Origin of the sequence: Flavilitoribacter nigricans DSM 23189 = NBRC 102662 (genome assembly GCF_002646595.1) — a bacterium.
GTDB lineage: Bacteria > Bacteroidota > Bacteroidia > Chitinophagales > Saprospiraceae > Flavilitoribacter > Flavilitoribacter nigricans.
Map to the genome: position 1 here is coordinate 157,002 of NZ_PDUD01000032.1, position 26,815 is coordinate 183,816.

General features: G+C 50.0%; 19 protein-coding genes. 9 read left to right on the forward strand and 10 right to left on the reverse strand.

Annotated elements, in window-relative coordinates:
- Positions 1-8 precede the first annotated feature (8 nt).
- A complete protein-coding gene (locus tag CRP01_RS27465; RefSeq protein WP_143473555.1) occupies positions 9-2,090 on the forward strand; it encodes a tetratricopeptide repeat protein in 2,082 nt (693 codons plus the stop codon).
- 533 nt (positions 2,091-2,623) lie between these two features.
- On the opposite strand, the gene CRP01_RS27470 is transcribed toward CRP01_RS27465, so the two are convergent.
- The 5 genes from CRP01_RS27470 to CRP01_RS27490 all read right to left on the reverse strand — a co-directional run bounded on the left by CRP01_RS27470 (position 2,624) and on the right by CRP01_RS27490 (position 8,098).
- Complete coding sequence (locus CRP01_RS27470) at positions 2,624-4,822, reverse strand: xanthine dehydrogenase family protein molybdopterin-binding subunit (protein ID WP_233752772.1); 2,199 nt, start codon at positions 4,820-4,822, stop codon at positions 2,624-2,626.
- 60 nt (positions 4,823-4,882) lie between these two features.
- Positions 4,883-5,338, reverse strand: coding sequence for a (2Fe-2S)-binding protein (locus tag CRP01_RS27475; RefSeq protein ID WP_099153264.1), 456 nt, complete (start codon positions 5,336-5,338; stop codon positions 4,883-4,885).
- A 104-nt stretch (positions 5,339-5,442) separates the two neighbouring features.
- Positions 5,443-6,249: an ABC transporter ATP-binding protein gene (locus CRP01_RS27480; protein WP_222845821.1), complete on the reverse strand. Its 807-nt coding sequence runs from the start codon at positions 6,247-6,249 to the stop codon at positions 5,443-5,445.
- A gap of 5 nt (positions 6,250-6,254) precedes the next feature.
- Complete coding sequence (locus CRP01_RS27485; protein ID WP_099153265.1) at positions 6,255-7,124, reverse strand: ABC transporter permease; 870 nt, start codon at positions 7,122-7,124, stop codon at positions 6,255-6,257.
- A complete protein-coding gene (locus CRP01_RS27490; protein WP_099153266.1) occupies positions 7,124-8,098 on the reverse strand; it encodes an ABC transporter substrate-binding protein in 975 nt (324 codons plus the stop codon). The genes CRP01_RS27485 and CRP01_RS27490 overlap by 1 nt, the downstream gene beginning before the upstream one ends.
- 177 nt (positions 8,099-8,275) lie before the next feature.
- Here CRP01_RS27490 and eat point away from each other — a divergent pair, with 177 nt between their 5' ends.
- From eat to CRP01_RS27505, 3 genes are all read left to right on the forward strand, one after another.
- Positions 8,276-9,595 carry an ethanolamine permease gene (eat, locus tag CRP01_RS27495; protein ID WP_099153267.1) on the forward strand — a complete coding sequence of 440 codons (1,320 nt, stop codon included), beginning with the start codon at positions 8,276-8,278 and terminating at the stop codon, positions 9,593-9,595.
- A 40-nt stretch (positions 9,596-9,635) separates the two neighbouring features.
- Positions 9,636-11,021, forward strand: coding sequence for a glutamine synthetase family protein (locus CRP01_RS27500; RefSeq protein WP_099153268.1), 1,386 nt, complete (start codon positions 9,636-9,638; stop codon positions 11,019-11,021).
- A gap of 113 nt (positions 11,022-11,134) precedes the next feature.
- Positions 11,135-11,908 (forward strand): glucose 1-dehydrogenase, encoded by a 774-nt coding sequence (locus CRP01_RS27505; protein ID WP_099153269.1) that lies wholly within the window; start codon positions 11,135-11,137, stop codon positions 11,906-11,908.
- Positions 11,909-12,067: 159 nt separating this feature from the next.
- Here the strand turns inward: CRP01_RS27505 and CRP01_RS27510 are convergent, their stop codons facing one another.
- Positions 12,068-12,940 carry an AraC family transcriptional regulator gene (locus tag CRP01_RS27510; RefSeq protein ID WP_099153270.1) on the reverse strand — a complete coding sequence of 291 codons (873 nt, stop codon included), beginning with the start codon at positions 12,938-12,940 and terminating at the stop codon, positions 12,068-12,070.
- A 650-nt stretch (positions 12,941-13,590) separates the two neighbouring features.
- Here CRP01_RS27510 and CRP01_RS27520 point away from each other — a divergent pair.
- The 4 genes from CRP01_RS27520 to CRP01_RS27535 all read left to right on the forward strand — a co-directional run bounded on the left by CRP01_RS27520 (position 13,591) and on the right by CRP01_RS27535 (position 21,072).
- Entirely contained in the window at positions 13,591-16,758 is a 3,168-nt protein-coding gene (locus CRP01_RS27520) for a SusC/RagA family TonB-linked outer membrane protein (RefSeq protein ID WP_099153272.1), read from the forward strand.
- 27 nt (positions 16,759-16,785) lie between these two features.
- Positions 16,786-18,657, forward strand: coding sequence for a RagB/SusD family nutrient uptake outer membrane protein (locus CRP01_RS27525; protein ID WP_099153273.1), 1,872 nt, complete (start codon positions 16,786-16,788; stop codon positions 18,655-18,657).
- Between the two features lie 244 nt (positions 18,658-18,901).
- Positions 18,902-20,296 (forward strand): aldehyde dehydrogenase family protein, encoded by a 1,395-nt coding sequence (locus CRP01_RS27530; protein ID WP_099153274.1) that lies wholly within the window; start codon positions 18,902-18,904, stop codon positions 20,294-20,296.
- Positions 20,297-20,382: 86 nt separating this feature from the next.
- Positions 20,383-21,072: a type 1 glutamine amidotransferase gene (locus tag CRP01_RS27535; RefSeq protein ID WP_099153275.1), complete on the forward strand. Its 690-nt coding sequence runs from the start codon at positions 20,383-20,385 to the stop codon at positions 21,070-21,072.
- A 665-nt stretch (positions 21,073-21,737) separates the two neighbouring features.
- Here the strand turns inward: CRP01_RS27535 and CRP01_RS27540 are convergent.
- Both CRP01_RS27540 and CRP01_RS27545 read right to left on the reverse strand, forming a co-directional pair.
- The gene (locus tag CRP01_RS27540) at positions 21,738-23,255 is read right to left on the reverse strand and encodes a hypothetical protein (RefSeq protein ID WP_099153276.1); all 1,518 of its coding nucleotides are present in this window, start codon (positions 23,253-23,255) and stop codon (positions 21,738-21,740) included.
- Positions 23,252-24,109, reverse strand: coding sequence for a toll/interleukin-1 receptor domain-containing protein (locus tag CRP01_RS27545; RefSeq protein ID WP_099153277.1), 858 nt, complete (start codon positions 24,107-24,109; stop codon positions 23,252-23,254). The genes CRP01_RS27540 and CRP01_RS27545 overlap by 4 nt, the downstream gene beginning before the upstream one ends.
- Positions 24,110-24,383: 274 nt before the next feature.
- On the opposite strand from CRP01_RS27545, the gene CRP01_RS42870 reads away from it, so the two are divergent.
- Positions 24,384-24,731: a TIR domain-containing protein gene (locus tag CRP01_RS42870; RefSeq protein WP_222845822.1), complete on the forward strand. Its 348-nt coding sequence runs from the start codon at positions 24,384-24,386 to the stop codon at positions 24,729-24,731.
- A 231-nt stretch (positions 24,732-24,962) separates the two neighbouring features.
- Here CRP01_RS42870 and CRP01_RS27555 read toward each other — a convergent pair whose 3' ends face one another.
- Complete coding sequence (locus CRP01_RS27555) at positions 24,963-25,676, reverse strand: TIR domain-containing protein (protein WP_099153278.1); 714 nt, start codon at positions 25,674-25,676, stop codon at positions 24,963-24,965.
- A gap of 109 nt (positions 25,677-25,785) precedes the next feature.
- Positions 25,786-26,499: an SPOR domain-containing protein gene (locus tag CRP01_RS27560; protein WP_099153279.1), complete on the reverse strand. Its 714-nt coding sequence runs from the start codon at positions 26,497-26,499 to the stop codon at positions 25,786-25,788.
- Positions 26,500-26,815 lie beyond the last annotated feature (316 nt).

Sequence of the window (26,815 nt, forward strand, 5' to 3'; positions counted from 1 at the left end):
ATCAAATCTTGATTCGGTATTCTGCACTCATATTGGCCCTTATTTCCTTTACTCTGGTGGGACTGGCCCAAAACCCTACCATAGACAGTTTATGGCAGGCAGTAGAAAACGCTACGACCATCGCCGAGCAGGTTGACGAATCGAATTATCTTGCCGAACAATACCAGGACATCGAGCCCCGGGAGGCCATCGAGATCAGCCGGACCGCGCTTAGCCTGGCTACCCGCATCAATTACACCGAAGGTATATTTTACGCTTTAAATAATCTGGGAACCGCCTACGACGGTATCGGTCAGGGGGATAGCGCCTATTTCTTTTTCGTAAAAGCCCAGGAACTGGGCGTGGAACTGGGCGATGAGTACGCTATGTCCGTGGTGAAAAATAATTTTGGACTTTATTACCTCTTCCAGGGGAATTACCCGCTGGCGCTGAAATATTTTCAGGAATCGCTGGTGAGTATCAATGAGCCCGGATACTATATGGACCCGGTGGTTACCTACAACAATATCGGGGTCATTCACCAGGAACAGGGCAATCTCGATAAGGCCATCGAATATTTCCAGAAAGCCGGGGATGCTTCCTTCGAATCCGATGATAAACCATTTGCCTACCTCTGCTACGGGTACATCGCCCAGTTAAAGGAAGATCATTCCAGTGCACTCTCGTTTTATAATGAAGCGCTAAATATCTACCGGGAGGCCCACGATGATATGCATACCGGCGAAAGCCTGTATTATATGGGAGAATGTTATCTGGGGATGCAGGATTACGACCGGGCGAAAGCCGTACTCGATACCTCACTGCAGATCTACCATCGGTTGGGCATGGTCCCGGATGAGGTGGAGATCTACCGGGCTTTAGCTTCTGTATACGAAGCGGAAGGAAATAACGATGAGGCGCTTAAGCTTTATCACCAGGCGGCCGAACTGGGATTGGAAAGCGAAATGAATACTCTTCTGGTCCCCATTTTCAAAGCACTGGCCCGCCAGTATGCCCTCAAGCAGGATTACCGGGCAGCTTACGATTACCAACTCCGCTACCAGGAGCTGAATGACAATATTTACGACAACACTACCAAGGAGCGGATCGCCCAGTTGGAGCACAGTTACGAACTGGAATTCAACAAAGCGGAGCGGGACCGCCTGCAGGCCGAAAAAGACAAACGGGATGCCGTCGTCCGGCAGCGGACCGTCGTTGCGGCGGGGAGTACCGTGGTCACCATTTTACTGGCCGTACTGCTGGTCGTCTACTACCGGGCCAACCGGCAGAAAAAAGTGATCAACAAGGTGCTGGAAACCAAAGTGAAGCAGCGCACTGCGGAGCTGGAACTGGTCAACAACAAACTCCTCGTATCCAATTCCGAACTGGAACATGTGAATAATAAGTTGCTGGAATCCAACGAAGAGCTGGAACGCTTCACCTATATCGCATCCCACGACCTTAAGGAACCGCTAAGGAATATTACCAGCTTCATCAATCTGATCCAGCGTAAGGTCGGTGAAAAAGCGGATGAGGAACTTGAGGAGTACATGGATTACGTGATCCGGAATACCCGGCAGATGTATACCCTGATCGATGATGTGCTCAACTTTTCCCGGATCGCAGCCCTGGAAGTACGGGGTACCAAATACATTGAGTTGAATGTGCTGATGATCGATGTGGAAGCGACTTTAAGCCGGACGATCGCGGAAAAGAACGCCGAATTGGAAGTGGATACGCTACCGGTCATCCAGGCGCACAACACTCATGTCTTCATGCTGCTGAAAAACCTGATCGAGAACGGCCTGAAATACAATGAATCCCCGCAACCCCGGGTGAAGATCAGCTACCGCGAAGAGGGGGATTTTTATCGTTTCTCCGTGGAGGATAACGGGATTGGCATCGACCCGGTTTATCACGAACAGATCTTTGAGATGTTCAAACGAATGAATACCCGGGATAAATACGACGGGACCGGAATTGGCCTGGCCACCTGCAAAAAGATCGTCACCAAATACGGCGGTGAGATCGGCATCCGGAGTGAAGAAGGTAAAGGCAGTACCTTTTACTTTACCTGGCCGAAGCCACAGCCGCAGGAGGAATTGATTTAGCCGGGAGGCGTAAGCTCGACTTTCGCCTTTTCAACGATAGTATTCCGTGTCCTCGCAAAGCTATAAGCTAATTTTAAAATGTACTATCGTAAACCGGATGACTTAAAATCGCTCTCCTAAGAATCCCATTTTATCTCCAGGGCTATGCCCTTCCCGATCTTATCTCAATCATTTAGCTACAAATATTCCAGGGCTATGCCCTTATCCATGTCAGCGGTGTAGCTGGGAAAATATTTGTAGATCTGTAAGGGGTTTTACCTCGAAGGGCATAGCCCTGGCCAGGTATTGATTTAGGTGCAATATAAGATGCTCAAGTCGAGCCAGGAAACGGTCTTAAAACCGCTTACTGGCCTCCAAAGCGCGGATTTCACCACCACTCTGCACCTGTTTTTAACTCCGTAGCTGGGCTAAGGAGTGAATAATAGCTTTCGACTGGCAGCTCATACAGGTCTGTACCGGGGCAAGATCCGGGCTTTTCGCCGGCAGCAGAAGTTTTAAGATTGTTTCTAATTTATTCCTCCCGGCCGGATTTTTTAGGCATTCAGTATTGCTTTCACTTTTTCGGGCCGGAAAGGAATATGGCGCAGGGGCGTTCCCGTCAGGCTCAGGAAGGCATTGGCGATCGCACCTCCCACCAACGGCAGACTCAATTCTCCGATACTACTCGGAGCGCCCTCGGAGGCAATCAGGGAGATCTCAATATCTTCCGGCACATCGGCCATTCTCAGCAGCGGATAATCGTGGAAATTAGACTGTTGAACGGCACCGTCCTTGAAGGTGATACTTTCCTGGAGCACGCTACTGATCCCCATGACGATACCCCCTTCGATCTGGGCTTTGGTATTGGCCGGCTGCACCACGATACCGGCATCAACGGCCGTCCAGAAGCGATGGACGCGGATCTTGTACTGCTCGTCCACGGATATTTCCGCAACACCCGCAGCGAAGGACCCACCGTGATCGGTAACCGACAGACCGCGCGCCCGGCCTTCGGGGATCGCAGCATTGCCCCAGTCCGTCATCTGGGCCACCTCCTTGAGCACCTTCATTTCGCGGGGATGCTCCCGCATCAGGCGCAGGCGAAAGTTCAGCGGATCGCGGCCGAGATCATGGGCGATCTCATCCAGAAAAGTTTCGATGGCAAATTTATTGGCCCCGTGACTGACCGAGCGCCAGTGCTTGGTCCGTACTCCTTCATCGATATTGCGTACTTCTATGCGGTGGTTGGGTAGCGAGTAATAGTCGCACTTCCCGGCCGAGCCCAGAAGGCCTCCGCCGGTACCGGCAATGTAGTGACCCCAGGCGACCAGTTCTCCGGTCTCATCCACTCCGGCCTGCATGCGCTGCACACTGATCGGGCGGAATGCTCCGTAGCGGACATCGTCTTCCCGGGTCCAGATCAATTTTACCGGCTGATCCACTTTGGCAGCCAGCAGGGCTGCTTCCTCCACATAACCACTCATGGAACGCCGGCCGAAACCTCCACCGAGATAGCAGGGGTGGAATTTCACCTGCTCGAATTCGATACCCAGTGCGTCGGCTACGGCCTTCCGGCTGCCATCCATACCCTGGGTGCCGACCCACACCTCCGCGCTCTTTTTATCGGAGGTAACGGAAACCACGGCATTGAGCGGCTCCATTTGTGCGTGGTAAAGAAAGTCATTGCGGTATTCCAGATCATAGGTCTTCTGGGCACCGCGCATGGCACCGCTATAATTCCCGGACTCGCTTACCTTGCGACTATCGGCGGTGGTCTGTCGGGCGAGCTGCTGGTATTTGGCAAAAGCCGCCTCGCTGTCGTATCCCTGGGCCTGAGCGTCCTGGCTCCAGTCTACCTGCAGGGCGCGTTTGGCTTTCAGCGCCTTCTCGTAATTATCGGCTACGATACCGACACCATGGTCTAACATTACCACTTCCAGCACACCGTCCATTTTTCGGATGTCGGTTTCGTTCTTTAGCGTCGGTTTGGCACCGTGGACCGGAGTACGCAGTACTGAACCGTAGAGCATACCCGGCAGGTGAACGTCCATGGCAAACTGCGCCGTACCGTCCACCTTGGCCGGAATATCCCTTCTCGGCACATCCGTACCGATCAGGCGGAATTCTTCCGGTTTTTTCCAGGCCGATTCGGGGATCTCCCGTAATTCGATGCTGGTTTCGGTATCCGTCATCAGGGCGGCGAGGTCGCCGTAGCTGATCCGTTGTTTCCCTTTCGCGTCAACCACCGTGCCGGGCTCGGTACTCAACTGTCCGATATCAACTCCCCAGTGGGCAGCGGCCAGTTGCAGCAAGGCGTTCCGGGCCTGCGCTCCGGCGTGCCGCAGCGCCTGGAAATAACCACGGATGGTCCGGCTACCGACGGTCAGCATCGGTCCGCCGAGAGCACCGCTCCACTGCAGCCCGTAGGTGTCGGGTTCAACCGGTGCGGATTCAATGCGGACCATGTCCCAATCCGCATCCATTTCTTCGGCAAAGATCACCGCGAGGGCCGTCATGGAACCCTGTCCCATTTCGGCGGCCGGATTGTAGAAAATGATCTCTCCGTTCGGATTGAGCTTTACCCAGGCCGTGATCTCCTGATCGGGTAAAGTCTTTTTATTTTTGCCGGGCTCGGCAAAATATTTGAACCCCATCGCTCCGGCGGCAACCGCGAAGGTGACCCCTCCGGCGGCGGTCAGAAATTGGCGACGAGATAGTTTAGGTTTATTATTTTGTTCGGAAGGCATATTCATGATGAAAGTGGATTTGGGAGTTGTGAGAAATGCAGCGGCTACCGGTTTTCCGGTCGGGCTCTATGCGGAGGTTGAAGCCCGTTCGATGGCTTTGATGATCCGCAGGTAGGTGCCGCAGCGGCAGAGCACTCCGTTCATGTGGTTGACGATCTCTTCCCGGCTGGGACTGGGATTTTCGGCTAAAAGCGCCGCGGCCTGCATGATCTGGCCGGACTGGCAGTAGCCGCACTGGGGAACCTGCTCCGCGATCCAGGCTTCCTGCAGGGCGGAGAGCTTTTTCTCGGAAAGTCCCTCAATGGTCGTCACGGATTTTCCGGCTACACTGGCCAGAGGCGTGATGCAGGCCCGGGTTGGTACACCGTCAACGTGGACGGTACAGGATCCGCACTGGGCAATACCGCAGGCGAATTTGGTACCGGTGAGTTGTAAATTTTCGCGAATGGTCCACAGGAGATTGGCGTCTTCCGCAGTTTCCACTTCTATTGATTTTCCGTTGAGTTTAAATGATGTGGTCATAAACTATTGGGTTGGGTTGTAGGATTATAAATATACGGAAATTTTATGGATGCAGGGAGGAGAAACGGATGATTACCGGGCGAAGCGATCTGATCACTCCGGTATTACTGAAACCACTGGTACAGATCTTCCAGTCGCACCTTTTCCTTTTCGGAAGCATTCAGGTCCCGGATGATCCGGCCTTGGTCCATTTGAATAAGGCGATTGCCAAAGCGAAGCGACTCGCCCAGATTGTGGGTGATCATGATGGTCGTGAGCTGGAATTTGCCGATGATCTTTTCGGCCGTTCTGAGCACTACATCGGCGGATTTGGGGTCGAGTGCGGCGGTGGGTTCATCCAGCAGCAGGATATCCGTGTGATCCATTACGCTCATCAGCAGAGTAAGTGCCTGTCGCTGGCCGCCGGACAGGGAGCCCATAGGTTGCTGCAGCTTGTTCTCGAGGCCCAGTCCCAGTTCGGCGATCGTATCCTGCACTTTTTTGCGAAAGGCGTCATTGATGCCGATCCGCAGCGTTTTCGCAGCGGTGCGCAGCGCGGCCAGCCGGAAATTGTCGAGTATACTCAGGTCGGGGGCGGTACCGCCCAGCGGATCCTGAAAAACACGGGCGATCCAGCGACTGCGCCGGTGTTCGGGCAGGTCAGTAACTTCATTGCTCCGGATATAGATATTCCCCGCACTGGGCAGGATCGCTCCGGAGATCACATTAAGTAGGGTCGTTTTACCGGAACCATTACTACCGAGCAGCACGGTGAAGCTACCGGGGGCAATTTCCAGATCAATCCCCCGCAGGGCCTCCACTTCGTTGACTTCCCCGCGGTTGAAGGTTTTACTCACCTCCGCCAGGCGGATCATGGCCTTTTCGGCTTCCGGATGCTTATCGCTGGAAATGGTACTGGATCTGGTGCTCAAATTGATTAATGTTTGCGGCGTCGGGCCAGCCGTGGGATCCCGACAATGATTAAAACAAATAGCGCCGTGATCAGTTTCAGGAAATTCGGATTTACACCTACCGACAGCGCCACGGCCAGCACCATCTGAAAAAGGATGCAGCCCAGCATGACGGTCAACAGTTGTAACCAGATATTCCGGATGCCGATCCAGTTGATGAGCGCATCGCCGATCAGCACGGAGCCGAGACCGACCAGTACGATCCCGATCCCCATATTGATATCCGAGAAGTTCTGGTATTGGGCCACCAGAAAGCCGCTGATGGCCGTGAGGGCATTGGCAATAGCGAGACCGATGATCTTCATCCGGTCATTATTGATGCCCAGGGCGCGGGTCATGGATTCGCTGTTGCCCGTTGCGCGCATGGCAATGCCGAAATCGGTCCGCAGCAGGTAGGCGATCAGTCCGCTGAGAATGAACAGGAACAGCAGGCCGACCCAAAGCTCATTGTAGACCGAACGGCTGAAAATGGACAATTTATTGAAAATAGTTTCGAGATTGATCAATGGAATATTGGAACGCCCCATGACGCTGAGATTGACGGAATACAGGCCGGTCATGACCAGAATACCCGCCAGCAGGGCGTCGATCTTCAGCCGGGTGTGGACCAGTCCGGTCATCACTCCGGCTACCGCTCCGGAAAGCAGGGTAAGACCCAGCGTTGCGGAAAGCGTCCAGCCCTGGGTGAGGGCCACGGCGGTCACCGCCGCACCGAGGGTGTAACTTCCGTCGGTAGTAATGTCCGGTATTCGGAAGATCTTCATGGTGATAAAGATCCCCAGGCCCATCGCCGATAGACAAAGGCCCAGAACAAGGGCAGATATATAAAACTCCATCAGTTAATTGACTCGAAATTTTCCGGCACCTGGAGGCTGAACCGTTGGGCGGATTCCGGATTGTAAACCCGTTTGCGTAGCTGCACCATTTCCCACTCCAGTCCCTCGGTCGACTGGTTCTGCAGGAAGCGGGCCGCCTGTTCTCCGGCCTGATAACCCCACTGGTAGAGATCGGCGCCAAAGGCTGCCACCGCACCCCGTTTGACCAGTCCGGCTTCACTGGTAAAAACCGGTACGTCGTTCTCATTACAGGCTTTTAGAATGGTTTCGAAAGATCCGAAAACCGTATTGTCCGGGTTGGCAAAAAAGGCGTCGATATCCTCATTCAGCAGGGCGCCGGTTACCAGTTGCACATCGGCGGTGGTGTTTACCGGGCGGGCTACCAACTGGATACCGAGTTGTTGCGCCAGACCGTTCAGCCGGTTGAAGGCGGAAACGGACTGTGGTTCCGACTGATTGTACAGCAGACCGACCCGCAGGGTAGCGCCGGCCGGTTCGATCAGGCGGGGAATGATGGAAAAGGAAGTATCGATGTAATTCAGATTCTCGGCTACCCCGTAAAGGTTGGGCGGATCATTACCCGCGGCATCCTGCACTTCCATCAGTTCCGGCGTGGGAGCCACCATCATAAAGACGGGAATCTCTTTAGTATTCTGGATAGCCGTGATCGTCGACAGCGAGGGATTCGTCGCCATGAGGGTCACCTCCTGGGCGATCATATAGCGGACGATCTGGGTTAGCGTTGGGATGTCGCCCTGGGCATTCCGGTAGATCACTTCCAGGGTCTGATCCGCTTCCGAAAAGCCGGCGGCCTGCAGTGCGTCCAGAAAGCCGATCTTGGCCTGCTCGATGGTGCTGTCCTCAAAGGCATCGACAAAGCCGACGGTAGGCAGGCCCGTATCCGGATCGTTACAGGCCGGCAGTCCGAGCAAAAGCAACAACAGGAGCTGGAAATGGCGGATAGTTATTCTCATCGGGTAGTTTTCCTTTCAGATTGAATGCAAAATAAAATAACGATTGGTGAGGGCGAAGGTTTAAAAGTAATAAAAGTAGAGGGAAAGCGGGGAATATTCGTACAGACACATATTTTGTGCCGCGGCCCGCTGTAATTCCGTACAGAAACCCTATTTTAAGCGATTCAAATCTCTTCTATGGCTGAATCCAATACGAACGCAGTACAATTAAAACGGACGCTGGGCCCACTGATGCTTTGGGGCCTGGGGGTCGGTTATGTGATCTCCGGCATGTATTTCGGCTGGAATCTGGGGCTGGAAAAAGGGGGCACCCTGGGTCTGGCCACCGCTACCGGATTTATCATCCTGCTCTACCTCACTTTTACCTTTAGCTATACCGAGCTGGCCTGCGCCATTCCCAAAGCGGGCGGCGTATTCGATTACGCTATGCGTAGTCTGGGAAAAGACTGGGGTTTTCTGGGCGGCATGGCTCAGATCATCGAATTTGTCTTTGCGCCACCGGCCATCGCTTTTGCCATTGGGGCCTATCTGCACCTGCTATTGCCCTGGGCACCGGTGCTGGCCATCGCCATCACGGCCTACGTGATTTTTACCGCCCTGAATATTTACGGCGTGGAGGCAGCGGCCTCCTTTGAGCTTATCGTCACGGTGATCGCGGTGATCGGACTGCTCGTATTTGCGGGTACGGCTCTGCCGGAAGTACGACTGGAAAATCTACAGCAAAATGCGCTACCCAACGGCTGGTCCGGAGCTTTCGCCGCTATTCCGTTTGCCATCTGGTTCTTTCTGGCGATCGAGGGCGTAGCTAATGTAGCCGAGGAGACCATTAATCCCCAGAAAAACGTACTGATCGGTTTCGGCTCGGCCATTCTTACTCTGGTCGTATTGTGTATCATCACCTTTATCGCTACGGTGGGCGTCAACGGTTGGGAAACGGCCGTTTTCCCGGAGGCGGGTGCGGATCCTTCGGATTCTCCGCTGCCCCTGGTCATGGCGCAGTTGCTGGGAGCGGATCACTGGCTGTACACCCTGGTCACTTTTATCGGCCTGTTCGGCCTGGTCGCTTCGTTCCACGGTATCATCCTGGCGGCGGGCCGGGCTACCTATGAGTTTGGCCGGGAGGGATTTGCTCCCCGGATTCTGGGGCGGATCCAACCGAAATTCCGCACGCCGGCCAATGCCCTGGTGGCCAATATGGTGGTCGGCATCATTGCCCTACTGACCGGTAAAACCGGAGAGATCATTACCATCGCCTGTTTCGGGGCCCTGAGCCTCTACATCATTTCCATGATCTCCCTGCTGGCGCTGCGGCGTAAGGAACCGGAACTGGAACGCCCTTTCAAAGTGCCGTTCTACCCGCTGTCCCCCTATATCGCGCTGGTAATTGCCATTGTGGCGCTGGTGGCCATTACCATTTACAATTTTCAGCTGGCGCTGATCTATTTTGCTTTACTGGCCGTCGCTTATGTCTGGTTCCGGTTGGTGAAGAAAGACTAAGTTTAAAGGAATAACTACTGACCTCAAAAAATACATAGCAATGTCCGAGAAACCGATAAGAGGAATGCTCACTTTGGATCAATTAAAGCAAAAAGTGGCAGCGGAAGAAATAGAGACGGTCGTGGTGGCTTTCACCGATCACTACGGCCGGCTGACCGGTAAACGTTTCGATGCGGAATTCTTTCTGGAAAGCGCCGTGGAAGACGGTACCCACGGTTGCGATTATCTGCTTACAACCGATATGGAACTCGAGCCCGTACCGGGTTATAAACTGGCCAACTGGGAACTGGGCTACGGCGATTTTCACCTGGTGCCCGATATGTCCACCCTGCGGGAAGCCAGCTGGCTGCCGGGCACCGCGATCGTGCTTTGTGATGTGGAAAATGATAAAACCCACGATTACGTGGCGGAAGCTCCGCGCTCCATTCTCCGGAAGCAGCTCGGCGCGGCGGCCGAACTGGGCTACGATTGCTTTGCGGCTTCCGAACTGGAATACTATCTCTTTGAAAATAATTACCGCGAGGCTTTCGATGCCCACTATCAGGACCTCAAACCCCGGGGCTGGTATCTGGAAGATTATCAGATCCTGCAGAGTACCCGGATCGAGGATTTCACGGCGGCGGCGCGGCGGCACCTGAAACACTCCGGCGTGCCGGTGGAAAATTCCAAGGGGGAATGGGGCCTGGGACAGCACGAACTGAATGTCCGGTACGCCCAGGCGCTGACCATGGCCGATCGTCATATTGTGCTCAAGCAGTGTATGAAGGAAATTGCCGATCGCATGGGGATCTCCCTGACCTTTATGGCCAAATTCCACGCCGAGCGGGCGGGCTCCAGTTGCCACATCCACCTGAGTCTGTGGCAGGACGGGGAAAATGCCTTTGCCGGGGATCAGCAATTCGGGCCGGTGGCCGGTTCGGATGCTTTTCGCTGGTTCCTGGGTGGCTGGATGGCCCACGTGCCGGACGTAATGCCGTTTTACGCTCCGACCGTTAATTCCTATAAGCGCTATGTGGACGCCTCCTGGGCACCCACCCGCCTGGCCTGGAGCTACGACAACCGCACGGCCGGTTTTCGGGTGGTGGGCAAGGGATCGAGTCTGCGCATCGAGTGCCGGATACCGGGAGCGGATTGCAATCCCTACCTGGCTTTTGCGGCCGCTCTGGCGTCGGGACTGGATGGGATCCGCAACCAGATCGAACCGCCGGAGATCTTTGAGGGGGATATTTACGCGGCCAAACACCTACCGCGGGTGCCTTACACCCTTACCCAGGCGATCGAACAGTTTGAGCAGAGTGAGTTTGCCAAGACGGCTTTCGGCGAAGATGTGGTCGCGCATTACCTCCACTTTTTCAAAAAAGAACAGGAGGCCTTCGATCAATCCGTAACGGATTGGGAGCGGAAGCGGTATTTTGAGCGGATCTAAAAACAGTTTTAAAATAATTTCAATTACCCTGTTTACCGGGCAAGGTGCGTGGACGGAAGGGTAGGGGAGATCGCCCCTGCTTCCAGGCTCCCTGCCCCAAGCTTTTTCTAAACATGCGCCTAAAAAACAAAGTAGCACTAATTACCGGGGCCGGCAGCGGTATCGGTTTGCAGACCGCCCTTCGCTTCGCCGAGGAAGGAGCGAAGGTTGTTGCCGTAGATATTCAGGAGGTCAACGGCGATGTGGTAGTGGATATGATCCGGAAGAAAGGCGGTGAGGCCGCTTTCTGCCAGGCTGATGTATCCAAAGCAAAAGACTGCGAGCGAATGGTGGCCTTTGCGGAGGAAACCTACGGCCGGCTGGATATCCTGTTCAACAATGCGGGAATCATGCACAGTCAGGACGACAATGCCGAAACCACCGAAGAAGACGTCTGGGACCTGACCATGGATGTAAATGTCAAAGGAGTCTTTTTGGGCTGTAAATACGGCATCCCGGCTCTGCGCCGGGCGGGCGGCGGCAGCATTATCAATACGGCATCCTTTGTCGCATTCCTGGGAGCAGCTACCGCCCAGCTGGCTTATACGACCAGCAAAGGAGCCGTACTGGCCATGAGCCGGGAACTGGCGGTGATCCACGCCCGGGAAAATATCCGGGTAAATGCCTTGTGCCCGGGGCCTCTGCGCACGGACCTACTGATGAAATTCCTGAATACGGAGGCCAAAAAACAAAGACGCCTGGTACATATCCCTATGGGGCGTTTCGGGGAAGCCCGGGAAATGGCCGATGCGGCGCTTTTCCTGGCATCCGACGAATCCTCCTATATGACCGGTTCGGAAATGCTGGTGGACGGAGGCATCACAGCGGCTTACGTAACGCCCGAATAGGCGGCCGCAGGAATGAGGCGTTAGGAAAGTGGGTAGAAACTAACGATGACGCCTCATTCCCAGCTATGCTGACGTAAAATCGGTTTGGATTTTCCAAACCAATTCGAGTACACCATATACTGATCGAATCGGTTTGGGAAAATCCCAAACCACTTCGCGTCAAGTGTAGTCCAGATAATGCTGCTGGTACTGCGAGGGCGTGTACTTGGTCAGGCTTTTAAATTTCCGGTTGAAATTGGCCAGGTTGTTGAAACCGCACTCGTAGCAGATCTGGGAAACGGACATGCTGGAATTGGTCAATAATTTGCAGGCGTAGCCGATGCGCATCTCAATAATGAACTCCATGAGTGTCCGACTGGTTTTCTCTTTAAAAAACCGGCAAAAGGCCGTAGGGTGCAGACTGGCGACTTCGGCTACCTCTTCCAGACTGATCTTTTCTTTGTAGCGGTAATTGAGGTAATTGATGACCTTACTGAGCCGTTCTTCGCGGAAATCCTGGTATTCCGGCTGGTAGCCTTCGCTGGCTAACAATTTATAGTCATCACTTTTGGCCAGTTGCTGGAGGATCTCCAGTAAGAGTATGAGCTGTTCGAATCCGGGGCGACCGTGCAGGGCCAGTACTTTCTCCTCCAGTTTTTTGGCGGTAGCCATACCGAAACTAATGCCTTTCCTGGCCTGGACCAGCAATTGTTTGATGGCCGCAAGTTCGGGATATTCGTCCACCTGATCCCTGAAAAAATTCTCCGGGAAGTGGATGACGGTGGCTTTAACCTGGTAAGGGCGCTCCGTCGTTTTAAATATTTCATTAAAGTCCCAGAAATGCGGAATATGACTTCCGAGCAGCACGAAATCTCCGGCATTAAATTCCTCGATACTATCGGCGATGAAACGGGTGCCGTAGCTTTGGTGGATGAACATCAGTTCATTTTCACCGTGGAAATGTAGGGGGTAAATAACGTGGGGAAAGCTGCTCCATTTTACCCTTATGGTAGCGTGACCGGGAAACATCACTTTTTCGTGCATAATCTTCATACAGGGGGTATTTTAGAATTTAATTTGGCAATTCTGGTTGTTTAAAAATAAAACCAAACCTGTAAATTGATCCGTAAAATTAAAATTGCTAATAAAGTATTATGGATTGCTAATATGTTATTTGTGGGTATGGCGCCAGGTTAACTACATTTGTTTTATACCAGAAACGATATATAAACTTCTATAGCTTTTAATCAATAATAGACCCATAATCCCCAAATCAGGTTTCGGACCTTACACCCGGGCTTGAAGTGTATATAATTCACCACAATAAGTAGGTTTCTCAGAACCCCAAGGAGTGCATCCCGTCGGGTAATGGGACTCGTTTATCTGTAAGAAAAAGTTTTACAAACAGCTTTCAACTCTCAGTTAATGGTCGGCCATCCGAAACCAGATGGTTAAGGCAAGGCCAACTCTTTTCTCAGGCATAATGCACTTTTGTCCACTTGTTCTATCTGGCTTACCCAGGCGGTGCCCGAAATGAACAAGCGAATGCTGAAGTATCGCCTTCGTTACCAGAAAGACGTACGACTCCGTGTTTGACCTTATTGGTTCAATCACTTTTCTCAGTTCGTGGGCGACCATACAATATTAGCAACAGACCAACCAAATTCCTTTCCGTTTTAATTCAAAAAGAAAAGCCACTATTTATGCAACAAAATTTTACGCCAGAGCTTGAACAAGCCAGGCTAAACAAGCAAAAAACGCTGCAACGATTCGCCAAAGAGTTGTTGTTGCTCAGTGCACTGATCCTGTGCAGCTGGGCCGCTGGAGCGCAGTCCAGCCGAACCGTTACCGGGCAGGTAATGGACGAAAATGGAGAACCGCTGATCGGGGTGACCATCCTGGTGGAAGGCACTTCTACCGGAACCATTACCGATGTGGACGGTGGTTTCAGCATCGATGTGCCCGACGGCGCCCAAAGCCTTTCGGTATCCTATATCGGTTATCTGACCCAGGACGTCGAGATCGGGAACCAGACCCGGATCGAGGTTACCATGGAGCCGGACGCTATCGGTCTGGATGAAGTGGTGGTGATCGGCTACGGTACTACCAAGAAAAAGGACCTGACCGGCGCGGTGACGAGCATCGACGCCGAAAAGCTGGAAACTACCGCTACGTCCAACATGACGGATATGCTCCGGGCGAATGCGCCGGGCCTGAACGTTAACTTCAATGCCTCGGCCAAGGGGATCTCCAGCGCAGATGCACTGGAAGTACGCGGGCAGACCAACGTACGGGATGCTGCGGCCAACGCTCCACTGATCGTACTGGACGGAATGCTCTATTCCGGCGACCTTGCCGATATCAACCCGAATGACATCGCTTCTTTTGATATCCTGAAAGATGCCTCTTCGGCGGCCATCTACGGCTCCCGGGCTTCCAACGGGGTGATCATCATTACCACCAAAAAGGGTAAGACCGGCAAACCGACCATTAACGTCAGCTCCAGTATTGGTGTTGCTACGCTGTCGCACGCCAGACTGGACCCGATGACCGGTCCGCAGTTCATCGACTGGCGGATCGCCGGTTTTGAAAGTAACGAACGCCGGCAGGTGGATTTCCCAAACTATTATGATAATCCGAACAACCTGCCGAGCGGAGTAAGCGTAGATGAGTGGAAAAGCTACGACGGATCATCCGCATCGTCTGACCTGGTTGGCATCTGGCTCAACCGCATCGGTTTCTCTCCGATCGAGATCGCCAACTACAAAGCGGGAAATACTATTGACTGGACACAGTATGAATTTCAGAACGGTCTGCGTAATGACCACAACATCAGTATCTCCGGCCGTACGGATAACATTTCCTACTATTGGTCGCTGGGCTACGTGGAAAACGAAGGCTACGTGGTGAACGAAAAGTTTTCCGCTGTGCGCTCCCGCCTGAACCTGGAAGCCTCTATCACCAACTGGCTGAAAGTGGGTACCAACACCCAACTGGCGGTACGGGATGAATCTCCGATCCCTTCGAGTACCAACCTGACCAACGTAACGGCCTATTCTTCTTTCTACGAAGATGACGGTACAACGATCTCTTACGCTCCAACGGGTAATATTTCCGCTTCCCGTCATCCCTGGCTGGAATTGGTTTATCGCGATCGCTCCACGGCGATCAATACGTTGAGTAGCTTGATCTACGGAACGGTTGAATTGCCGCTGGGTATTACCTTTACCCACCAGTTCATTCCCCAGTTTAGTTTTGAGAACCAGTTTAATCACTGGTCTTCCGAACACCCGGAATGGGGCAACCAGGGCGGTATTGCCGAGCGTCTGCACCGTTCGAAGTACGAATGGCAGATCAATAACATCCTGAAATGGGACAAAACCTTCGACAAGCATCATTTTTCGGTTACCCTGTTGCAGAATGCCGAAAAGTATCAGAGCTGGTACGATCGGGTCCGCAGAAGCCAGTTTCAGCCGAGTGACGTGCTTGGTTTCAACAATATCGGTGGTGCTACTAACGACGTGGCGATCGAATCGGATGATCAATACGAAACAGCGGACGCTCTCATGGCTCGTCTGAACTATACTTTCAACGATCGGTACATGTTCACGGCTTCCTATCGCCGGGACGGATATTCCGCTTTCGGTCAGAAACACCCACATGCGAATTTCGCTTCGGCGGCTCTGGGATGGATCATTAGTGAAGAACCGTTCTTCAATATCAACGGACTGGATCTGCTGAAACTGCGCCTTTCTTACGGTACGAACGGTAACCGTTCCATCGGTCGTTATTCTGCTCTATCCGATCTGGCTACCGGCCGGTATGTACAGGTTATTGATGGTCAGCCGCAGTATGTATCTCAGTTATACGCCAACCGCCTGGCCAACTCCGATCTGAAGTGGGAACGTACCGGAGCGTATAATATCGGGATCGACTTTGCTACTGCCCGCGGCCGGATCTCCGGTAATTTCGAGCTGTATTACATGAAAACCGAAGATCTGCTGGTACAGCGGACCCTGCCCAACGTAACCGGTTATTTTAACGTATTTACCAATCTCGGTCAGGTGGATAACCGCGGCTTCGAGATCAGCCTGAACACCGTAAATGTGGACAACCCGGGTCTGACCTGGCGCAGTAACTTCATCCTTACCCACAACACTAATAAGATCGTACACCTGTACGGCGATATGGTAGACGTGGAGGATGAGAACGGCAATGTGATCGGCCAGCGGGAAGCGGATGACGTGACCAACGGCTGGTTTATCGGACACGGGATTGATCAGATCTGGGACTACGAAGTGCTGGGCATCTGGCAATCAGACGAAGAAGATGAGGCCGCCAGATACAGTCGCGAGCCGGGTGATTTCAAACTGAATGACGTTAACGGCGACGGCGTATACACTAACGACGACAAGGTCTTCCAGGGATATACCAAACCCCGCTACCGCGTAACGCTGGGCAACGATGTGCAGGTGAAAAACTGGAACCTTTCCGTCAAACTGTATTCTTACCTGGGCCACTTCGCTACGAACAACCACAAGCGGAACAACGATGTATTCTACGATCGTGGCGCTTCCTTTGATGTACCCTACTGGACGCCGGATAACCCGAACAACGAATGGGCACGGGTAGAAAGTTACGAGAGTGGGTTCAATGTATACGAGAACAGTTCCTTCATCCGTCTGGATAACGTGGCGCTGTCTTACGACGTACCGGCGAGCTTCCTGGAAAAATTCCGGCTCTCCCGGATGCGCATGTCGGTCATCGCCCAGAACCCTTATGTCTGGTCTCCGGTCTGGACCTGGATGGATCCGGAAAACCGGGGCTACACGCCGACCTATTATACCTTCAAGCTCAATTTAACCCTCTAACGAAACAAAGGAAAATAACAATTGAAAATGAGAAATATAACAAAATATAGCTTCCTCACCTTTGCCATACTGCTGCTCAGTATGGGCTGCAAAAAGGAGTTTCTGGAGCCGAAACCGTTATCGTTTTTCGCACCTGAAAATGCTTTTATCGATGCGGCCGGCTTTGATGCGGCCCTGGTGGCCTGTCTGCGGAACATCCGCCATGAGTTCTACGGAGATGGGAACCCAATGATCACCGAAAACCTTTTTTCCGAAGTTGCGGTAGAAGGAACTACGGATAAGACCGGCCCGGCCATGGACCTGAGGGCTCAGATCCTGCCCGATGCGAACCTGAATAGTACCAACACCAACCGGATCGGCTGGTACTGGGACGAAGGTTATCGCCGGATCCGCTACGCGAGCGTGGTGATCTCCCGGATCGATAATGCGGAATACGCTTCCGAAGAAGAGCGGAACCACGTACTGGGCAAAGCCTATTTTCACCGGGCTCGTACTTACTATCGTCTGGCCCATCAGTTTGGTGATGTGCCACTGGTATTGGGAGAAACTACTGCGCCACGGCTGGATTTTTACACGGTAACCCGGGAAAGTATCCTGCGCAAGTGTAAAAAAGACCTGGAGTTTGCCGCCATGTGGGTAAAAGCGGAATGGGAAACCAATGTGATCGGGGACGTAACCAAGTCTGCCGTCAATCAGGTACTGACCAAAGTTAACCTGGCCCTGCTGGAATTTGACGACGCCATTGCTTCGGCCAACGCGATCATCAACGACGGACACCACGCCCTGATGACCGAAAGATTTGGTGTAGATAAAGATGATCCCGCTAAAAATGTAGTTTGGGATCTGCACCAGGCGCCCAACAAAGCCCTGGCCGAAAATACCGAACGTCTCTACGTGATGGTGGCCCGGGAAGGGTTTGAAGAAGACGGCAATAGCCGGACTTCCATCATGCGTCAGACCGTACCTTTCTGGGGTGGTACCGGCAAGATCAAAACTCCGAACGGTAATGCCGGAATGCGGGATGTACCTCTGGGGAACAGTGGGGTGGAGATCGATCTGGTGACCAAATACGGCCGGGGTATCGGCCGTTGCCGCCAGACGCCCTACCACCATACCGATATCTGGACCGATCCTAATGACCTGCGTCACGCTGAAGGCAACTGGGTAGATATGGAGGATCTGGTCTACAATCACCCTTCCCTGAAAGATGCCGGTGATCCTTACTACGGACAAAACTTACAACTTTACGATGCCAACGGTGGCATCCTGTGTACGGATACGATCCGCTCCTGGTACGGCTGGCCGTATTACAAACTCTACGTAGCGGATCCGACGGACCTGACGCCGGACGGTGGCCGTGGCGACTGGTACCTTTATCGCCTGGCGGAAACTTACCTGCTGCGGGCGGAAGCCTACTTCTGGAAAGGAGACCTGGTGAATGCCGCTGCGTCCCTCAATCCCGTACGTACCCGTGCGGGTGCGGCCGAGATCCCCGCCGGAGAGATCAACATGGATGTGATCCTGAACGAGCGGGCCCGGGAACTGTTCTACGAAGAACCACGCAAAACGGAGCTGACCCGGATCGCTTTCATCTTTGCCGAAACGGGAACACCGGCCTACAACGGCAAGAGCTACAGCATGGCCAACTTTTCGGAAGACAATTTCTGGTACGATCGCGTAGTGGAGAAGAACATTTTCTATCGTACCAACGTACGGGCTCCGCACTACAACTATACTGTAGCGCCCTGGCTGGTGCTCTGGCCGGTTCCGGCCAACGCCATCAACGCCAACGTACAGGGACATATCAATCAGAACAAAGGTTATCCCGGCGAAGAGAACCGGGAAGAGCCCTGGGTGTGGGTTGATGGAGAAGGTGACGGTGAAATTGTACCGAGATAAAACAAAAATTCCTGTATTAGGAAAAAATTAATCTGACTTTTAGACCTTCCGGGTTGTGTAGACTCGGAAGGTCTTTATTTTTGCGTAGTTCATTTTCACCCGGGGTAGCAAAAAACAAGTTTTTGATTTAAGGCGAGGCCTTCAGCTAGCAGGCGAGATGCAGGCAGGAAGCATGTCCACTAAAAGACCGCCTCAGATCGAGAAGATATTCTTTGCTGCTCCCCTATTTCGAAAAAACATCCCGATGGCCCAAAAATATTTCCACGTTATCAGTCCGATCGACGGTTCGGATATTCTACAGAGAGAATTCGCCCAGGCATCCATAATTGAGTCTACCCTGGAACAGGCCCGGCAGGCCCAGACCTCCTGGAAACAAACTTCCATTGCCCAAAGAGCGGCCATCTGCCGTCGGGCGGTAGCTTACTTTCTGGAGCACGCTGACATCATCGGCGAAGAGCTGAGCCGACAAATGGGCCGCCCCATACGCTATACACCGATGGAGATCACTAAAGGTTTCCAGGAACGGGCCCACTATATGATCGATATTGCCGAGGAGGCTTTGTCCGACATCGCTGTGGAGGAAATACCCGGTTTCCAGCGGTTTATCCGTCGGGATCCATTCGGAGTGGTGCTGGTGCTGGCTCCCTGGAATTATCCTTACCTCACCTCCGTCAATGCGGTGATCCCGGCCATCATGGCGGGCAACAGTGTGATCCTGAAGCACGCCCAGCAGACCCCGCTTTGTGCGGAGCGATACGCGGCCGCTTTTGAATATGCGGGTTTACCCGAAGGTGTTTTTCAGTATCTGCATATGTCCCACCCCCAGGTCGCGAGAGTAGTAAAAGACCCGCGGATCGACCATGTCGCTTTTACCGGATCGGTCGCCGGCGGCCAGGCGGTACAATCGGCTATCAGTGAGCGATTCATTACCGCCGGTCTGGAACTGGGGGGTAAGGATCCGGCATACGTACGGGCGGATGCCGATCTGGATTTCGCCGTAGAAAATGTGGTGGACGGCGCCTTTTTTAACTCCGGGCAATCCTGTTGCGGCATTGAAAGGATCTACGTACACGAAAGCCGTTTCGATGATTTTGTGGAAGCGGCTACCCAACTGACAAAAAGCTACGTGCTCGGGGATCCTTTGCTTCCCGAAACCACCCTGGGACCGATGGTCCGGATCACCGCTGCCGAATTTGCCAAAGAACAGATCGCAGAGGCGATCCTGCACGGAGCCAAAGCGATGATCGATCCCCTGGATTTTCCGGCCCACCAGCCGGAAACACCTTATCTGGCACCGCAGATCCTCATCAATGTGGATCACAGTATGCGCGTGATGCGGGAAGAGAGTTTTGCCCCGGTAGTCGGGATTATGCCCGTCAAAGACGATGCGGAAGCGATCCGCTTAATGAACGACAGCCGCTACGGACTTACGGCTTCGGTCTGGACCAAAGATGCAGTAGCCGCACTGCGGATCGGAGACCAGATCGAGACCGGCACCTGGTTCATGAATCGCTGTGACTATCTGGACCCGGCCCTGGCCTGGACGGGCGTCAAGGATTCCGGCCGCGGCGTAACGCTATCCAGACTGGGTTATGATGCGCTGACGCGGGTGAAGTCATTTCATTTGCGTTTGGGATAAAATCTTTTTTAAACGATATGATCTTTTATAGGATAAAGGTTTGTCCTGTGTCTCAAAGATTTTAATAACTAACTGGAGGTTAATTAATGAAATTAGGACTCTTACAATGCGATCACGTCGCCGATCATCTGCTTGCACTGAACGGTGACTACGACGAACAATTTACCAAATTACTTCCGGATTTTGAATGGTCTTATTATGATCTCACTGCCGGTCAATTCCCCGCTACCCTCGATGAATGTAACGCTTATCTCTGTACCGGGTCTAAATATTCCGTTTATGATAATATTTCCTGGATCCATCAGCTCAAGCACATTGTGCGTGAGATCTACTATGAGCAAATTCCCTTCGTCGGCGTCTGCTTTGGTCACCAGATGATAGCACATGCGCTGGGCGGCCGAGTAGATAAAGGGGCATGTGGTTGGTGCGTTGGCATACATACCTTCAACGTATTACAACGGGAAGAATGGATGGTGCCTTTCCAGCCAGCTTTCAATATACTTATGTCCTGCCAGGACCAGGTGCTGGAGTTACCGCAGGACAGTACCGTGCTGGCAGAAACGGCAGATTGTCGGGTGGGCATGTTCCTTGTGGGAGAACGTATGCTTGGGGTGCAGGGGCATCCTGAGTTTTCGGTGGCCTATGCACAGTCTTTGATGAAGGGGCGACGGGAGCGGATTGGCGAAGATAAGGTGTTGGTAGGTTTAGAAAGTCTGTGTTATAGATTGGAAATAGTCATAATCAGGGAGTGGATGATTAAATTCTTAAAGGGGTAGTGTTACATAAAGTGTATCAAACGTGCCGATTAATATGTTAAAGAACATTTTTTCGGAAAAGCCCTCAATGCTGTAGATACAATTTCAATCTTTTTTCAAAAATAATATACAGCTTTGATATGGACATGTTCTAATTGTAGAACTGCCGATTCCATTTGCTCATAATATCATCTTTGACCAGGTATAATAGTTTGATTAAGGCATCATCCTAGGTGAAAGCACCTTTGGTCTTGGCGATTCTTCGTAGCTGCTGATGGAAGCCTTCGATAAGATTGGTGGTGTAATTGACCTTTCGGATCTACGGAATATACTGAAAGTATTTAGAAAGCTGATCCCAATTCCTGCACCACGAGGCGATAACCACCCTACACTTCTTGCCTAAGGTAGCATCCAGCTTGTCCAGGTTACGCTCGGCCAGATCATTAATCCTGTGGCCTGATAGATCAATTTGAGATCCTTTATAAAGGGGCGCACATCTTTTCAGTCGATGTATTTCCGGAAATCGCGGATCTGGTGAAATATGCAAAGCTGAACTTCAGTTTTGGGGAAGATGCTCTCAATGGACTAAGCAAAAACCGAGAGGATTTCAATACATGCGATGAAAACATCCTGCAAATCCCGGTTTTGTAGGTCGGTCAGGACTTGGAAAATATTTTTTACGCCTTTCATTGGGGAACCATGTAAGGATCTTTTTTATCGTACTCATCCTTTTTTGTCTTCCAGTATTCTTTAACGGTAATAAGAATGGCGTTTGATCTGGTAGCTGGTAAACGATCATCCGCCAATTGGACCAATTGTCGAAGGTCCGGACTGAGCATCGGTGAAAAGCCATTCATGTTTTGATCGGTATAGGAACTCAATTGTTTCTTCGCTTCGATTTGATCACGAAGCCGCTTAATCAGTTTTTCATCCGTTAATGTAAAGGAAATTCGTTGGTCATTGTAAAAGGAAATAATAATCTGGAGTGTTTCCAACTCATAAGAATGGTTGAGTATTTTTGATTCAACCTGCTCAGTACCGATACTTACGATGTCACGGTAATAATATTGATTGGTTATGCCACCTATTTTTTTTTCTAAAATAAAATCATAAAAAAGGCCGTAAATTCCAATAGTTTCGGCGGTCATATAGATGAAATAGATGTAGTATATAGCATACATTGGCGATCCATCATTCACTCGCAAACCTAATTGGTGATTGAAATAATGCTTCTCGAGTATATCTTTACCGAGCACTTCATTTGCTTGCACCATCCCCCACTCTTCAATATTTAGCCCTTTAGTTTTTCGACTCTTAAGCGTCCCTTTTAGCGGGATAATCTGGCCGCCAAGCCTCAGTTCCTGAACAGCTAACCTGTCTAGTGTCAAGATTTCTTCATTTAGCCACTGACTAATCTGCTGATCGGATACCATAATTTGATATGGCAGGGGGTGATTTTGGTATACTAGCGATTGTAAATAACGTTGTTCTTTTTCAAGGTCTAACGCATAACTATGGAATACAACAACTTTCCTTGATAAAAAAAATAGCGGCATTATGACGCTGTTCCGAAATTTATAAAAGCAAATTAGAAAGAGTAGGTTCGCAGGTAAAATCCCTGTCCAATAATAACAGAAATAAACTCCTGCCAGTATTAAAAAAAACCAGGCAAACTTTTCAAGCCTTCTCTCATGGTATAATTCTTTTTCTGTTTTGAAATCTTCGATTAACTTTTTGTGTCTTCTTGCCAATTCAGTTTTCGAAAGTCGAAAAAAATAATCCCATTTGTTTAACTGGGTCCCGCTTAATTTCCTTCTTTCTTTTCCGTCGATGAAAAATTTTTTTATCCCATCCAATACATAAGGAGTTCCTGTTCTAAAAATCGGATAATCATTGAGATCATCACTAATAGTCGGAGTTATATCATTTACTTCAATGATCATAAGTTCCTCCTCATCGATATCTATTTCTTCAGACTCGAAACGATCTATGGTAAAAATGTTTACACCTAAGTTACCTTTGTAGATTATATAAATCCGATCACTATTCTGAAGAGATGGTATCATCCAGGCATGTAAAGGGATGTTTAATTTCCTTCGTCTCAAAAAACTTAATATTCCCTTCGGTGCGGATTCCAGACGATTAATTTGAGTCAGGTATTTCCAAGTATCTTGCTTAATACTTGAGCTTGGAGGAGATGTCATCTCAGCAGAAATTTGGTTTTGAAATGAAAGGAAATGGAACAATTTAGTTGTCCGATCAAATACCCGATCGGTGGTTCAGCAATTGTTGATATCTGGGCTATGAGGTCGTCGGAGGATGTAGATACTGTTCGAAACCTGGTCTCATAATAGTCGTGTACAATTAGAGCAATTATAAATAAATTAGTAGGCAAAAGGTCCTTTTCACGCTGAGCTATTTCGAGTCGTTGATATAGTTCTTCTATTTTTTTAGGACTTAAATTATCCAAAGTAAGATCAACATTTTTTAAAATAGCAATGCAGTACAGCAAGTTGTAAACCGGAACTTCGGGCTCCATTTTTAATTCATCCCAGATACGTTTACTAATCTTATTTGTATCTTCTTTTGCAAAGAAAATCTGGTACAGCGCAAGAACTTCATGGACACTATGTTCCTTTTGGAAATGCCCAAATTTGTTTTGAATTTTCTTTAGATGTTGCAATAATTTAGAATCGCCATTTTCTTTAAAGTAATCTAAAACATGGAGCTTTCTCAGTGAAAAAGGAATCTGGCAATTATCCAATCTAACCGGAAGAATATAGACTTGTCCTTCTGGCATCAAACTCGCCTGATCCAATGCAATATTTAGTTCGGCGTGGACATATCCTTTTTTATGTACTGCTGCATTGGAAAGACAGAAAATAAAAACGTCAGTCTGTTCTATGACCTGCTCAATTTCAGATTTCCATTGTTGGCCTACAATTAGATTGACTTCATCGAACCAAGGATTAAAACCGGCCCTTTTCAGGAGATCATACAGGTGGCGAACTATGTCACTGTCTTCTTTTGCATGGGAGATGAAAACTTTGAATGCCATCGAAAAATTTTATGAGCTAAAGAATGCAACTTCGTGTGACAGCTATTTAAAGCTGAAAGGCAAACGGAAATTACGAATAACACCACAGATCCGATTATAACTTTTGTTATATTCCCAATAATACTGGAAAGCGTAATTATGTAGCGGAAAGTAAACTTCCCTAGGCCCCCGTTATTTTGATAAATGGCCCTTGGAGTTAGGACGCGCTCTTCTCTTTTTCTCTTTTCCTGCCGGCCTCTTGTAGATCATATGTTAGATCTCAAGAAATTAAATCATGGCTACCTTAAGGCACAAAGTTTTTGTTAGTTATCATCACGCCAATGATCAGGTCAATTGCGATCAATTTGAAACATTGTTTGCAGATACCCATCAGATCACGGTCACTAAGTGTGTACGGATTAGTGAAATAGACCCATACCAGAATGCCGAACGCCTCGGGCAGATCATCAGAGATCAATATTTAAGAGATATCATGGTGACGGTCGTGTTGATCTTACAGAGACCTGGAAGCGGAAATATGTTGACTGGAAAATTGGGGCCAGTATCCGAAACGCGAAGAACAACGCCCGGTCAGGTCTGTCGGGGATTTTTCTGCCCAGTCATGGCAACCACGGCGAAATAAGGTATGATCCTTATTCGATCCCACCACGATTACACGATATTGGTTGTTGTGGTTTTGCGAAATTATATCATTGGTCTGATGATTCTTCTACTGTTCAAAATTGGATACATGAGGCTTTCACTTGTCGTTTTAAAGTTAATCCCGATTACTCCTATACGACATTTAGGAAAAACCGCTTGGGAGTGCAGTGGCAGAGGTAGATCTTTGAGTGAATAGAATTACCTGCCGAAATCACTCAGTCCCATTACTAAAACTACTAATTTCATTCAATAGATTTAGTAGATTGAAAACAATTCGATTACGTTGAACACTGGCGTCATTAAACGCAATGATTCCGATCATCTCATCTTGTTTCAATTTACTGTGCTGATTTTTAAGCATAAAGATTGGGTTTTGAAAAAGTTCTAGTGCAGCATCGGTCTTAATGATATTCTCCAACTCATTGATCGCCCTTTCGGTGCGGGCATGGCTCACCAACTCTTTAATCCTTGCAAATTTTGGTGCTAAACTTTCAGCCAAACTCACTTGCAGGAACTGCTCCAGGAAGGCAAATAGCTTATCTTTACCATTTGGTGAAAAATACCGTATAGCCTGATATTTGCTCAGTTTGTACTGGCCGGTGTCAAGCCTGCTGATCGGGATATCATCCAACAGGATCGGTATAATGTAGGCAGTCTCATGCTCTCGTTTGGTGACCTCTTCCAATGCCAACCTGATCTCCGTATGGACATAGCTACTCACAGGCAGCAACTGGTCGGAAAAACAGATAAAAAAGAGCTTGGCTTTTTTTATGGCCAGTTGAATATGGCTTTCCCATTCCGCACCCGGCGGCAGGTCGGATTCGTCCATCCAAGGATCGAAGTTCATGGTTTTGAGTTCATTGAATAAGGATCGGACGCGTTGCTTGTCGTTGGAGGCGTGGGCCAGGAAGATGGTTTTGGTCATGTTTGAGCAATTAAGGTTGTAAGTCAGCTTCGGTTTGGATGTGATCAATATAATAAAAAAAGGAACTATCTGAAAAGATAGCTCCCTCAAGGGCCAAGACAAAAAAAGATTATGAACTGGTAATATTTATTCTTTCTAAGCCCCAGGTCTTAATAGGGAAACAACCGGAAAAATGACGTTTTAATACTGATACCTGCCTGCGAGCAGAAGTTAGGTCCTGAAATTGTCCGATCAATACCTTATAGGAAGTCTTGCTGCCCTGCTTTTGCACTCCCACGAATAAGTCCTGTTGTGTAAATCTAAGTTTGTTTCCCTCGATGAAGATTATGGCATTTTGCAGATCTGAGAAGGAAGCAACCTGATTACTGTAGATGAAATCCGAGACGGTAGATATTTCCAAAGGCACCTGACGTTCTTCATGATAGGCGGTGGTTAAGTCTTGGTGCGAATCAATTATCTTATCTGGCTTTACCGTTGACTGGAGTCGGGAAGGTAAGTGAGTAAAGCCTGGCTTTCTATCGGCGAAGTATGCAGGGTAGATGGTAAACCATGCAGGATCAATACCATTATCGTTGAGCTGAATAGCATTGAATTCTGCGTTAGGCTGTTTCTTTTGCAGCAGTAGGTTACTGACCTTGGTAAATAAGCTACCATCGGATAATTTGGAAAAAGCAACGACAATAGCAAGGCATATTAACAAAAGTAGGGTTCTCTGAGCACTCAACTGAAATGGGCTCTTGCTTTTATTCCCCTGTTGTTTGAGCTTCAAGCAGACCAGTACAACGGCGATAACGGTGCAGACGAGGATCTTGAAAATAGTCATATGGCATGGATTTGAGTGTAGTTTAATCGAAGATTCACCAGTACTGATGAAAATTCCATGCCAGGAAAATATCTGCACTTTTATTTTGACTTAAATAATTGATTTTCAGTTTTTTAATTGGGTGTAAAATTTTTTTATTATAAATTAAATCTTTTAGAATTCCTGCGAAAAACGAATTTTCTGTCGAGAAATCCGAAAGAAATTAGAATACGATCTTAGCGTATTCAAGACGGAACCAGGCCGAAAAAATTAGACCTCCTGTAATTCTTTACAGAAGGTCTTCGACAAATGGAGATGAGTATTATGCAACTTTAAA

Bases quoted from the DNA above. Each gene is read 5' to 3' on its own strand.
- CRP01_RS27470 (WP_233752772.1), bottom strand. From the start codon at position 4,822: ATGAATATGCCTTCCGAACAAAATAATAAACCTAAACTATCTCGTCGC.
- CRP01_RS27475 (WP_099153264.1), bottom strand. From the start codon at position 5,338: ATGACCACATCATTTAAACTCAACGGAAAATCAATAGAAGTGGAAACT.
- CRP01_RS27485 (WP_099153265.1), bottom strand. From the start codon at position 7,124: ATGGAGTTTTATATATCTGCCCTTGTTCTGGGCCTTTGTCTATCGGCG.
- CRP01_RS27490 (WP_099153266.1), bottom strand. From the start codon at position 8,098: ATGAGAATAACTATCCGCCATTTCCAGCTCCTGTTGTTGCTTTTGCTC.
- eat (WP_099153267.1), top strand. From the start codon at position 8,276: ATGGCTGAATCCAATACGAACGCAGTACAATTAAAACGGACGCTGGGC.
- CRP01_RS27500 (WP_099153268.1), top strand. From the start codon at position 9,636: ATGTCCGAGAAACCGATAAGAGGAATGCTCACTTTGGATCAATTAAAG.
- CRP01_RS27505 (WP_099153269.1), top strand. From the start codon at position 11,135: ATGCGCCTAAAAAACAAAGTAGCACTAATTACCGGGGCCGGCAGCGGT.
- CRP01_RS27510 (WP_099153270.1), bottom strand. From the start codon at position 12,940: ATGAAGATTATGCACGAAAAAGTGATGTTTCCCGGTCACGCTACCATA.
- CRP01_RS27520 (WP_099153272.1), top strand. From the start codon at position 13,591: ATGCAACAAAATTTTACGCCAGAGCTTGAACAAGCCAGGCTAAACAAG.
- CRP01_RS27525 (WP_099153273.1), top strand. From the start codon at position 16,786: ATGAGAAATATAACAAAATATAGCTTCCTCACCTTTGCCATACTGCTG.
- CRP01_RS27530 (WP_099153274.1), top strand. From the start codon at position 18,902: ATGGCCCAAAAATATTTCCACGTTATCAGTCCGATCGACGGTTCGGAT.
- CRP01_RS27535 (WP_099153275.1), top strand. From the start codon at position 20,383: ATGAAATTAGGACTCTTACAATGCGATCACGTCGCCGATCATCTGCTT.
- CRP01_RS27540 (WP_099153276.1), bottom strand. From the start codon at position 23,255: ATGACATCTCCTCCAAGCTCAAGTATTAAGCAAGATACTTGGAAATAC.
- CRP01_RS27545 (WP_099153277.1), bottom strand. From the start codon at position 24,109: ATGGCATTCAAAGTTTTCATCTCCCATGCAAAAGAAGACAGTGACATA.
- CRP01_RS42870 (WP_222845822.1), top strand. From the start codon at position 24,384: ATGGCTACCTTAAGGCACAAAGTTTTTGTTAGTTATCATCACGCCAAT.
- CRP01_RS27555 (WP_099153278.1), bottom strand. From the start codon at position 25,676: ATGACCAAAACCATCTTCCTGGCCCACGCCTCCAACGACAAGCAACGC.
- CRP01_RS27560 (WP_099153279.1), bottom strand. From the start codon at position 26,499: ATGACTATTTTCAAGATCCTCGTCTGCACCGTTATCGCCGTTGTACTG.